Here is an 11,722-nt window from a genome sequence, read left to right as displayed (position 1 = left end):
CTCTTTTTACATTTAAGTATTAAACTTAATAACTAAAGTGTTACAATCTTTTGCATCTTTTGCTATAAAAAAGTTTAGACAAGTTTCAAATAAAAAAGCTTCCAAAATTAATTGAAAGCTCTTATTTATTTGTAAATAGGGGATTATTCCGCCATTGCCTCACCGGCTTTTCTGTACACAAAACTTCCGTAAATATGTCTTCTTGCAAAACGGCTCGGAGAATCGGAATTCACCATTTTGATGTAGGTATTTTTTGGAACTCCAAGATATTCGTACATATTTCCGTTCAGGTGCTGTACTTTAAGAACCGATTTTTCCAGATAAAAATCCTGAATATTAGATTTCGTAATGGTTTCAGTATATTCTTCTTTGTATTTTTCCTGCGTTTCCGGATTGATGCTTACCAGAAAATGATAGGCTTCAATCACAGATTTGCTTTTTTCTTCTGCTTCCTGCTTTCCTGCTTCATCATTGATGAATTTATCTGGATGCGTATCTTTCATCGTATTCCTGTAGATGGTTTTTAATTCCTTCAGTGTTACATTTTTATCAACTTCCAGAAGCTTTCTGTATTCGCCTAATTTTTTCATAATGGATGATCCTTATTTCGGGGTGCAAAATTAAGGTTTTATTTTCGAAAACTGTAAGTTTTTGATTATAAATAAATTAATTAAACACGTTTTCAAAATGATATTTAAGAGCATTTTTATCAGGATAACCTTCCAAAATATTTGGTAAACTAAGTATTTTATTGTGCATTTGAGCATAATAAGTGTCTGTTAAAATTTTATCACTAACTTGAATAAGATAATTTTCAGGATCTACACTTATAAGTCCTAAATCAAATAGTGTATGAATATCAGTACGCATTAAAATTCCATTTTGTATCTTATTTGTTTCAGAGCCTTTAAAGCTAAAAATATGCGCAGCTTCTAGCATATCTGTAATCTCGCAATCTGTAAAAGCACATTTGGAATTATAAATATTAAGAAGTTTATTCCTGAATTTTTTTTGTCCTCTTCTTGCATGAATTTGTATAGCAATTTTTTTTCTATCATCAATTACATTATTCATATCAAAATAATCAATTTCTCTTTCATTTACTGTAGAATTTAGATAGTCGTTGGGGTGTAAATATTGAGAAGTATTAATTAATTTTAAATTATAAAGACATAGGCTTAAGGATTTATTTATATGATTTTCTATTTCAGAATCTTTAGCCAAAGCATAATAAAATTCTTTAGGATTTTCATAAACATTATTATACTTAGTATTAGAACTTCCTCCATCAATATCAATTTCAGGAATTTTTCTAGCTTGTTTTCTGATCTTTATATTTAATCCTTTAGGATTTGTCTTTGATTCTGCGCATCCTATAACAGCTCCTTTTCCAGATTTATCGAAGCATATAGCAACATAAATCCCATTAGAAACTTTTTGGTTGGGAGGAAGAATACAAATATGTGAAATATTAGGAAAGTTTGCGGCTCCTTTTGAAACTTCGATTCTTAGATCGATACCTTCGAATTTTAGATATTTTTTTTCAAGTTGTAATTTGAGATTATTCAGCGCTTTTTTAACATCATTTAGAATAGGATTATTTGTTTTGATTGCTTTGGCAGAAAATACCGGATATTTTTGTCTAAACTCACAGATTTGATTAAAATAATTAGTCATTAATTTTTTTTAACTAAACTATATTTTTTTAATCAATAAAGCAAATTGAGTTAAAATTATTAACAAAAAATACAAGAGCCTTTCGGCTCTCGTCATCTAATATTTCAATTTTTCTTTCTTCAAAAAACTTTCACTCGCTTCCCTTGAAACCTCCACCATTGCAATCAACGCTTTTTCCGTTTCATCCCAATGACGGGTTTTCAAGCCACAGTCGGGATTTACCCAAAGTTGCTGTGCTGGAATAACTGCTTGTGCTTTTTTCAGCAATTCTACCATTTCATCTTTCGATGGAACTCTCGGCGAATGAATATCATAAACTCCCGGTCCTATTTCGTTCGGATATTTGAAATCAGCAAAAGCATTCAGCAGCTCCATCTGGCTTCTGGAACATTCAATCGTAATAACATCCGCGTCCATATCGGCAATATTCTGAATGATATCATTAAATTCTGAATAGCACATATGTGTATGAATCTGCGTCGCATCTTCCACACCGCTCGCTGAAATTCTGAAAGCTTCCACTGCCCATTGAAGATAATGCTGCCAGTCAGATTTTCTTAATGGAAGACCTTCGCGAATTGCAGGTTCATCAATCTGGATAATTCTGATTCCTGCTTTTTCCAAATCATTCACTTCGTCGCGAATAGCCAGTGCAATTTGTTTGCACGTTAAAGATCGCGGCTGATCATCACGCACAAAAGACCTTTGAAGAATAGTTACTGGTCCTGTTAACATTCCTTTCACCCATTTTTTCGTTAAAGATTGCGCATATTCAGACCAGTAAACCGTCATCGGATTCGGTCTGTACACATCTCCGAAAATAACAGGAGGTTTCACACAACGGCTTCCGTAGCTTTGAACCCAGCCGTTTTGCGTAAACACAAATCCTGATAATTGTTCTCCGAAATATTCTACCATATCATTTCTTTCAAACTCTCCGTGAACCAGAACATCAATTCCTATTTCCTCCTGCCAACGGATCGTTCTTTCAGTTTCTTTTTTCAGCAGATCATCGTATTGTTTGGCATTCAGTTCACCCTTTTTAAATTTTGCCCTCCAGTTTCTAACTTCTTTAGTCTGTGGAAATGAGCCAATTGTAGTTGTAGGGAATAAAGGAAGGTTGAGAATATCCTGTTGAGAAATTTTTCGCATGCTGAAAGGTTTGTTTCTTTTAGCATCTTCCTCGGTAGTTACATCTACACGATCCTTCACTTCGCTGTTATGAATGAGAGGTGATGTTTTGCGGCTTTCAATGGCTTTTTTATTTTCAGCTAAAAGCAGGAGTGTGGAATAATCCGGATTTTCTGCGGCTAATTTTTTCAGGGTAACCGTTTCAGAGACTTTCTGTTTAGCAAAAGCCATCCATTGTTTAATTTCGGAGGATAAAACACTTTCGTTGTTCTCCAGATCAAGATCAGAAGGGCTGTGAAGCAATGAGCAGGAAGGAGCAATTAAAATTCTCTCCAAGCCTATTTTATCTGTTGCCTGTCTAATGAGGCGTAGAGATTTTTCGAAATCATTTTTCCATATATTTCTTCCGTCAATTACACCTAATGAAAGATGCAATGTTTCCGGAATTACTTTTAAAACTTCCTCCAACTGTTCCGGACTACGAACCAGATCGAGATGCAGCACATTTACAGGAAGAGAAACAGCAAAAGAAAGATTATCTCTTAAACCTTCAAAATAAGTAGCTACAATGATTTTCAGATGAGGAAACTGTTTTCTTATTTCGGTATAAATCAGACTGTAAGTTTCTTTTGATTTTTCATCCAGATCTAATGCTAAAAATGGTTCATCAAACTGGATGTATTCTGCTCCGTGAGTTTCAAGCTCTTTAAGAATCTGAATATAAACAGGAAGAATTTTCTGAGCCAGCTCCAGCTTATTGAAACCTTCCTCCTTTTCTTTCCCAAGCAGAATATAGGTTAACAAACCTATGATCACCGGTTTTGCATTTATTCCCACTTGTTTAGCATCCAAAAATTCGTTGATAATTTTACGGGAGAACAGCTTAAATTCCTGATTTTTATGGAATTCCGGAACAATGAAATGATAATTGGTATCAAACCATTTTGTCATTTCCATTGCAGTAATGTCCAGACCTTCTTTCTGAAAGCCTCTTGCCATGGCAAAATAGAGATCCGTTTCAGATTTTTTAAGAGCAATCTCTTCATAACGTTCAGGAATAGCGCCTAAAGTTAACGTCATATCCAAAACCTGATCGTAAAAAGAGAAATCATTACACGGAATAAGATCAATTCCTGCTTCCTGCTGAAGCTTCCAATTGTTTTGTCGGATATTTTTCCCGACGTCCAGTAATTCGTCTAAAGTGATTTTGCCCGACCAATACTGCTCGCAGGCTTTTTTGAGTTCTCGGTTGCTACCAATACGCGGATAGCCAAGAATGTGCGTTTGCATTTTCTTTAAAACTTTTAAATTAAACAATAATTAATGTGTATAAAAGTTCTTCTGATGCTTCGCAATGCTTTTGCAGAAGGAAATAGAATGGAGAGGTAAAGATACAGTAAGGACGCAATTTTCCCTTTACATAAGAGAATGCTCTGAAATTTTATCGTTTTGCACAAAGCTTTTTTCTCATCAATAAGATGAAAAATTTTTTAACCGTATCTTCTGAAACAGATGCAAAAAACAACTGCTGTATTGATGGTTGGCGAATATTTTTTCATTCTTAAAGTAAGAAATTAATATTAAAAACTTTGCAATTAAAATCAAATTAAAATTTAGATTGCTACGTTCAAAAAAGTATCATCTGTCTGACCAAAAAACTCCAAACCGCGAGAGCATTGTCAATTCGGAATAGGCAGGTCTCCTGACTTGTAACAGCTTTTATCATCCTTCCCGTTTACACAGTGGATATACGTGGATAAAAACCTTTAAAGTATTACTTACAGTTGCGCGACAGCTCGTGATTTTCACACGATTCCCTATTAATCTACTTTACGTAAAACCTTTTCCGTTTGATGAAGTATGTAAAAGAACTGTTTTCTAAACAAATGTAGGAATTATTTGTTTATTTTTTAAGTAATTCAGAAAATTATTCTGAATGAACAATTATTTGGATTTTTTCGAGAATGTATTTTACAATGAACTGTAGTTGCTTATCTCAATCAGATTTAAATCCGGATCTCTGAAATAAACCGATTGTATTTTTCCCAAAGCTCCGGTTCTTTCAACAATTCCTTCGATGATCTCAATATTCTTTTCCTTTAGTTCCTGTAAAACTTCGTGAATGTTGGTTTCGGAAATAAAACAAAGATCCGCAGAACCGCAAGTCGGATGCTTAGCTTTCGGTTCAAATTCTTTTCCTTTTTGATGAAGATTGATTTTCTGATTTCCAAAAGTCAGTGCTTTTCTATTTTCTCCAAAAACTAAGACTTCAAACCCAAGAATAGAGGTGTAAAAATCTACCGTTTTTTCAATGTCTGCAACTGTTAAAACGAGGTGATCTATATTTTTTATTTTCATGTTTGATTTTAAATTATTAAAGACTATTAAAAGGAATTATTTTTTCTTCAGTTAATTTTTTCTTCAGTCGATCAGCATACTGGTGCGCGAAAGTTTCTTTTTCAACTTTAGATAAAGCTGAGTAGTAATCATCGCGAATTTCTTTTGCCTCATAATCTTCATCACTTTCAAAAGGTCTTTCCACAACTTCTAAGTAATGAACATAATGCCCGAATTCATGCAGTAAAGTTCTGTACAATTGGGTATTTCTTGAAGGCTCTAAATTTAACTGAGAAACAAAACTTCTCTTATTTTGTGTAAAAATATGTCCGTCTCCTTTTAATCTTTCAAATTCTTTCTGATCTTCGATGCTTTGTTTTTTAGACCATATTAACTTTTTGTTTAAATCTATTGAGTCTAAAATTATCGCCGGAAAATATTCGTTTTCGTACTCAAAGCTGTAAACAAGTCTTCCCCAAACCGGAGAGATTATTTCCTCCTTTCTTTTCGGTTGGCGTAAAACAATAAACTTTAAATCTCCGTAATCTTCTTTAGGAATATTTTCGATTATCTTTTCAAGATCAGAAACAGAACAGGAGTGATAACAGTTTTCGCGAAGCTCTTCAATGATAAATAAAAATTCGTGTCCATTTATTATTTTAGATTCTTTTTCATGCTTACCAATTCTTTCGTAAAAAGACTTTAATGTTCCGTTAGGTGTTGAAATTTTCAATTTATTATTTTGACTGAAACCTTGATTTTCGGTTCCTATATTTCTGTTTCTTCTGGTCGCATTGTACATTTTCAGAGCGTAATTATTTTTCGAGATAATTTACATCAAACCATCCTTTATTAAAAGTTACTTTTACCGTGTCATTATTCTGAAGATCAAAAATAGATTTTAAACCTTTTGAAACTCTATAGCGGTTAATTTTTTGAAGATCCTCTTTATCATGAATAGAATTTTCATTATTCAGCCAAAAGACTTTCTTTTCTTTATCATGAATTACTTCATAAGTTTTATTGATTTCCGTATTCTTCGTTTTTGAATTGATTAAAAGCAAAGCATTATCCACCAAAGAATGGAATCCGAAATAAAATCCGCTTCCGAATATCATTAAACCCAATAAAATTAAAGGCACAGCCGAAAGCGTAATGCTTTTCCTTGAAATGAAAATAATGATTCCGGCAAGAATGGTAAAAATAAAAACTGTGTATTTCCATGAAAACTCTTTGAAATTTTTTATATCGTCGTTTAAATACAGATCTTTTACAAAGGGTTTGAGAAAAAAATCCTGCAACAAAAGAATGATAATAAAAATAATTACCAAAAAATATTTTCTGAAGAAAGCTTTTGCATTGATATTATGGTTATTAGTCATCACTCTTACTCCGTTCTCTGGAAAATATGTGTCAGTTTAGAATTTTTAATAAAATCCTCAATAGGAGTATTTTTTGTAGCATTTTTATCCGTCAATTCAAAATAATAGATCATTAGATTCGGAAACTTCGGATCTTTGCAGACCACTTTAAAACGCTTAATCTTTTCATCGGTACTTAAAAAACTCAGTTCAGAACCACCACTCAACTTAATATTATTGACTTCGAAAGAATCTTTCCAATTTTTCTGAAGTTTTGCAAATCTTTTCTGCGTTCTGTCGCTGTCTTCGTTTTCAAATTTATCCACCTGAAATTCTGTCAAAAGCTGAGGATAAATCAATCCTTCTTTAAGCATCGTTTCAGTAATTTTATCAGATTGATCAAAGAAAATCGTTTTATCGTCGAATTTTGCTGTATTATCCTTCAAAACAATGGTTCCGGCAAATTTTCTGTAATTTTTTTTCTTGTAATCGTTTTTAAAATGTTCGGTTACGGCTTTGTCTTTCGGTCCTGCCTTTTCAATTTTCTGCCCCAAAACATTCATGGACAGCAGCAAAGAAAGACTTAGTGAGAATATAGTTTTCATAATTTTTTTACTTCTGATATTTTCTATTAAACTTGTTTAAACTATTTAAGAATTAACCACAAAAGGCACAAAAGACAATGTTAAAGCTAATTTCTATAATAACCAAAATGCTCAAAAAGAATAAAAATCAAAGATTTTTAAAAACTATTGTGCCCTTTTTGATTTGTAATGATCAACTTTAAATAAAAGTTTAGTTCATCTTTTGTGACTTTTGCGATTAAATAAAAGTTTAAACAGACTTATTGTAATAAATTTTTTAAAGCATTTTTCAGATCTGGAAATTCAAACTGAAAACCTGCTTTCTGAATTTTTTCCGATGAAGCTCTCGAACCTTCCAGCAAAGCCTCAGAAAGTTCTCCGAACATCAGTTTCAACACAAAAGCGGGAACATTAGGCATAAATAAAGGCTTGTGAAGCACTTCCGCCATATTTTTTGTCAGATTTTCATTCGTTGTATGTTGCGGTGAATTCGCATTGAATGCACCATCCAGTTCAGCATTTTTTAAAGCAAATTCGTAAATCGAACAAATATCATTAATATGAATCCAAGGCATATATTGTTTTCCGGTTCCGATAGGCGAGCCGATGCCCATTTTTACAGGTGGAAGCATTTTTTTTAAAGCGCCGTCTTTTTCCGAAAGCACCACTGCAGTACGGATTTTCACGACTCTTTCAGCAACATTTTGTTCCTTAAAATCATCCGCAGCTTTTTCCCACAGAACTACCACTTCACTTAAAAAATCATTTCCCGGACCATCATTTTCAGTAAAAATTCTTTCCGTTGTTTTGGTTCCATAATAATTGATTCCTGAGGCAGAAATGAAGGATTTTAATTTGGTATTATTTTTTTGCAGAGTTTTTAAAAGCAAACCTGCAGAATCTACACGACTGGAAATCAGTTCTTTTTTTCTTTCATCAGTCCATCTTTTCTCCGAAATATTGGCTCCCGCAAGATGAATGATATGCGAAACATTCTCAAAAGCTTTTTCGTCGATCGTCGCTTTTTTAATATCCCATTCAAAATCGTTGCTGTTCTGTTTTTTTCGCGTAAGAAAACGTACCGTATAATCTCTTTCAAGTTTTTTAGATAATTCTTTGGCAACCAATCCATTTGCACCTGTGATAAGAACAATTTCTTTCATGTTTAAAAATCTTTGTAGTTTTTATGCCTGATTTTTTACGATCAGAACAAAATCATCTTCCAGAAGTTTATAGCCGTAATCGTAAATAAATTTATATTCGGAGCCGTTTTTATAAACTTTCAGATTTGTGAAATAATCGAAATCAAAACCTAAGCCATCGAGCTTGGATTTGGCAACTTTTGTTTTTCCGTCGGTATTTACTTCCGTCAGAATTCTGTAGTTTTTGCGGAGTTTGTTATTGATGTTCCGCATCAGATTGCTGGAATCCTTATTCTGTTTGTTATTGTAGGCGTTTCGGCAGGCATCATTACAGAATTTTTTGTCGGATCTGCCGATAATTTTTTCGCCGCATTCGAGACAATTCATACTTTTTTCATTTTGTGTGGATGTTTGTGTTTTTTCTTCAGTAAATATGTAAACCTTTTATGATTCGGATAACTTCTGTTCGAAGTGATATTATTGAAAATTAAAGCAATAATTAATAGAATAATGCATCCTGAAAGAACAGGAGAAAGAACATACCAATATCCCAGTTCCGGAATTTTCCCAGTCGAACTTACCGCAATCAGTGCAGTTGCTCCGCCGGGCGGATGCAGCGTTTTCGTATACTGCATCAAAACGATGGAAAAAGCAACAGCCAGAGGTGCAGAAAGCCAGATAATATCCGGAACGATTTTATAGACTGTAACTCCCACTAAAGCTGACAGAACGTGTCCTCCGATTAAATTTCTCGGTTGCGCAAGAGGACTTTGAATGGCTCCGTAAATTAAAACACTTGAAGCTCCGAAAGAACCAATTAAAAAGATATTTTCTGTAGCCGACAAAGTGTGTGACTGGATGAAAGCAATTATTCCGATTCCGAAAAACGCTCCCAGAAACGACCAGAAATGTTCTTTATAGTCTACCAGAGTTTCTCTGTAAATCACATATTTAGAAACACGGAACGTTCTTTTTATTGTCTTCTTCATAGGATTTCAAAGATACGAAATTATCCGTTTGCAAACGACTACAAACGAATTTAAATAGTTTTCTACCGACTCCGGTTCTTAAATTCAGCAACCTTTGCCACAGAGATTTGAGAAAAACATGAACGTCTCTTATCTGAACGTTAAATTTAAAAATAAAGTTATGTCACTAAGAAACAAAGTTACCCTAATCGGATTTACAGGAAAAGAAGTAGAAATCATCAGCTTCGATAACGGAAATGTAAAAGCTGCCGTTTCTCTTGCAACATCAGATCACTACACCAATGCGAAAGGTGAAAAAGTAGAGGAAACGCAATGGCACAATCTGGTTGCTTTCGGAAAAACGGCTGAAATATTCCAGAAATACGTTCCGAAAGGAAAAGAAATTGCTGTGGAAGGAAAACTTACTTACAGATCGTATGATGATAAAGATGGTGTAAAAAGATATATTACAGAAATACGCGTAGATGAAATTCTTTTGTTGGGAGGAAAATAATCTAAAAATTACAAGTCATGAAAATAAAAGTTTTTAAAATCGGACTGGACGACAGACATCTTGAGAAAGATCAAAGAACACTTGAAGCTTTTCTGGAATCGCACGATATTATAAAAGTTGAAACCGCTTTCGTTCAGGACGAAAAATACTGGTCGGTTGTTCTGTATTTTGATGAACTGAAAATCGTTCAGCAAAATGTAGTAAAAGATTCTAAAACGGCAAAATACTCCGCAGAAGATGAAGCCTTAAATAATGATGAATTAAAAATACTGGAAGCCCTGAAATACTGGCGTTCCGAAAAAGCGAAAGAACAGAACCTACCAAGCTATTTTATCGCTTCCAATAAAGAACTGATGTCTGTAGCGAAATATAAACCGGCTAAAAAAGAGGAGTTGCGCGATATAAAAGGTTTCGGGAAGCATAAAATAGAGAATTATGGTGAAGAAATTCTGGAAATATTGGAAAGTATATGATCTTCATGTATTTTTAAGTATTTTCAAACCTCACAGGTTTTTTAAAACCTGTGAGGTTTAGTATTATTTTCTGATATAGTTTAAACGGGTTTATGTGTAGTAAAAGTCCTTTCAATTCCTTATTTTTGCAGCTTATACATATTAATATCATTTATCTGTTATAAAATGAAACCAAGTTTAGCAAAAGGGACGAGAGATTTTACGGCACTGGAAGTTGCAAGAAGAAGATACATCATCAATACTTTACAGAAGAACTTCGAGTTATTCGGATTCCAGCCACTGGAAACACCGAGCTTTGAAAATCTTTCAACATTAACGGGAAAATACGGGGAGGAAGGAGATCGTTTGATTTTTAAAATTTTAAATTCGGGAGATTACACTTCTAAAGTAAATCAGGAAGATTGGGAAAATAAGAATCATCAAAAACTGACTTCTCAAATTTCTGATAAAGCCCTTCGTTACGACCTTACGGTACCTTTTGCAAGATTTGTGGCAATGAATCATAATCAGCTTACTTTTCCTTTTAAAAGGTATCAGATTCAACCGGTTTGGAGAGCGGATCGCCCTCAAAAAGGAAGATTCAGAGAGTTTTACCAGTGCGATGCGGATGTTGTAGGAAGCGAAAGTCTTTTGCAGGAAGTAGATCTGGTTCAGTTGTATCTGAAATCTTTCGCGGAGCTTGGAGTTTCTGTAACCATCCACATCAATAACCGTAAAATTCTTTCCGGATTGGCAGAATTTGCAGGAATTACCGATAAATTAATAGATTTCACGGTAGCTTTGGATAAATTAGACAAAATCGGAAAAGACGGTGTTGTAAAAGAATTACTGGAAAGAGGAATTGCTCAGGAATCCATTGATAAACTGGATTTCCTTTTCAACCAGTCGGATGATGCGCTGGAAAATCTTCTTCAGTTAAAAGAAAAATTTGCCGGAAATGAAGTTGGACTGAAAGGAGTAGAAGAGCTTGAGTTTGTTATTACACAATCTTTAAATCTTGGAGTTGATATTCAGAATCTTGTTTTTGACATCACATTAGCAAGAGGTCTGGATTATTACACCGGAGCGATTTTCGAAGTAAAAGCAGATGAAGTTCAGATGGGTTCCATCGGCGGCGGCGGAAGATACGACAATCTTACAGAAGTTTTCGGCGTTAAAAATATTCCGGGAATCGGAATTTCTTTTGGTCTGGACAGAATTTATCTCGTGATGGAAGAACTCGGACTTTTCCCTGAAGAAGCTACCTCTAAAGTAGAATTTCTTTTTGCCAATTTCGGAGGAAATGAAACGGTAGAAGCCCTAAAACTGATAAGACAATTGAGAGAAAAAGGAATTTCCGCAGAAATGTATCCAGAAGCGGCAAAGATCGGTAAACAGTTCACCTATGCGGAGAAAAAAGGGATTAAAAATCTCGTATTCCTAGGCGAAGAAGAAATTAAAAACGGAACGATAACTTATAAAGATCTCGAAGCAGGAGAACAGAAAACGGTTGCTCTGGAAGAGTTTTTGGGATAAAAATAAAATCAGAAAACTAA

Annotated in this window: 13 protein-coding genes and 1 riboswitch; of the genes, 3 read left to right on the top strand and 10 right to left on the bottom strand. The window is 34.0% G+C overall.

Features of this window, described 5'->3' with window-relative positions; all coding sequences use genetic code 11:
• Positions 1-143: 143 nt before the first annotated feature.
• The 10 genes from H6W53_RS02395 to H6W53_RS02350 form a co-directional block, all read right to left on the bottom strand.
• Positions 144-590, bottom strand: a complete 447-nt coding sequence (locus H6W53_RS02395) for a KTSC domain-containing protein (RefSeq protein ID WP_087710487.1) — start codon at positions 588-590, stop codon at positions 144-146.
• Positions 591-666: 76 nt separating this feature from the next.
• Entirely contained in the window at positions 667-1,677 is a 1,011-nt protein-coding gene (locus H6W53_RS02390) for an HNH endonuclease (protein WP_185204718.1), read from the bottom strand.
• A gap of 96 nt (positions 1,678-1,773) precedes the next feature.
• Complete coding sequence (gene metE, locus H6W53_RS02385) at positions 1,774-4,098, bottom strand: 5-methyltetrahydropteroyltriglutamate--homocysteine S-methyltransferase (protein ID WP_185204717.1); 2,325 nt, start codon at positions 4,096-4,098, stop codon at positions 1,774-1,776.
• A 384-nt stretch (positions 4,099-4,482) separates the two neighbouring features.
• A riboswitch (cobalamin riboswitch) is annotated at positions 4,483-4,668 on the bottom strand.
• A gap of 111 nt (positions 4,669-4,779) precedes the next feature.
• Positions 4,780-5,166 (bottom strand): VOC family protein, encoded by a 387-nt coding sequence (locus tag H6W53_RS02380; RefSeq protein ID WP_185204716.1) that lies wholly within the window; start codon positions 5,164-5,166, stop codon positions 4,780-4,782.
• Between the two features lie 16 nt (positions 5,167-5,182).
• The gene (locus H6W53_RS02375) at positions 5,183-5,947 is read right to left on the bottom strand and encodes a hypothetical protein (protein WP_185204715.1); all 765 of its coding nucleotides are present in this window, start codon (positions 5,945-5,947) and stop codon (positions 5,183-5,185) included.
• 13 nt (positions 5,948-5,960) lie between these two features.
• A complete protein-coding gene (locus tag H6W53_RS02370; RefSeq protein WP_185204714.1) occupies positions 5,961-6,527 on the bottom strand; it encodes a hypothetical protein in 567 nt (188 codons plus the stop codon).
• A 5-nt stretch (positions 6,528-6,532) separates the two neighbouring features.
• Positions 6,533-7,111 carry a hypothetical protein gene (locus H6W53_RS02365; RefSeq protein WP_185204713.1) on the bottom strand — a complete coding sequence of 193 codons (579 nt, stop codon included), beginning with the start codon at positions 7,109-7,111 and terminating at the stop codon, positions 6,533-6,535.
• A 239-nt stretch (positions 7,112-7,350) separates the two neighbouring features.
• Positions 7,351-8,253, bottom strand: coding sequence for a TIGR01777 family oxidoreductase (locus tag H6W53_RS02360; RefSeq protein WP_185204712.1), 903 nt, complete (start codon positions 8,251-8,253; stop codon positions 7,351-7,353).
• Positions 8,254-8,274: 21 nt separating this feature from the next.
• On the bottom strand, positions 8,275-8,619 hold the full coding sequence (locus H6W53_RS02355) for a hypothetical protein (protein WP_185204711.1): 345 nt from the start codon (positions 8,617-8,619) through the stop codon (positions 8,275-8,277).
• Positions 8,616-9,221 carry an HPP family protein gene (locus H6W53_RS02350; RefSeq protein WP_185204710.1) on the bottom strand — a complete coding sequence of 202 codons (606 nt, stop codon included), beginning with the start codon at positions 9,219-9,221 and terminating at the stop codon, positions 8,616-8,618. The genes H6W53_RS02355 and H6W53_RS02350 overlap by 4 nt, the downstream gene beginning before the upstream one ends.
• A gap of 160 nt (positions 9,222-9,381) precedes the next feature.
• Here H6W53_RS02350 and H6W53_RS02345 point away from each other — a divergent pair, with 160 nt between their 5' ends.
• From H6W53_RS02345 to hisS, 3 genes are all read left to right on the top strand, one after another.
• The gene (locus H6W53_RS02345) at positions 9,382-9,714 is read left to right on the top strand and encodes a single-stranded DNA-binding protein (RefSeq protein ID WP_116098901.1); all 333 of its coding nucleotides are present in this window, start codon (positions 9,382-9,384) and stop codon (positions 9,712-9,714) included.
• 17 nt (positions 9,715-9,731) lie between these two features.
• Positions 9,732-10,187: an HRDC domain-containing protein gene (locus H6W53_RS02340; protein WP_185204709.1), complete on the top strand. Its 456-nt coding sequence runs from the start codon at positions 9,732-9,734 to the stop codon at positions 10,185-10,187.
• 165 nt (positions 10,188-10,352) lie between these two features.
• Positions 10,353-11,702: a histidine--tRNA ligase gene (hisS, locus tag H6W53_RS02335; RefSeq protein WP_185204708.1), complete on the top strand. Its 1,350-nt coding sequence runs from the start codon at positions 10,353-10,355 to the stop codon at positions 11,700-11,702.
• The last annotated feature ends 20 nt before the right edge of the window (positions 11,703-11,722 follow it).

Origin of the sequence: Chryseobacterium sp. C3 (assembly GCF_014218905.1) — a bacterium.
Taxonomy (GTDB): Bacteria; Bacteroidota; Bacteroidia; order Flavobacteriales; family Weeksellaceae; genus Chryseobacterium; species Chryseobacterium mucoviscidosis.
The sequence above is the reverse complement of the archived record's forward strand: the minus strand, read 5'-3'. Positions and strand labels throughout refer to the sequence as shown.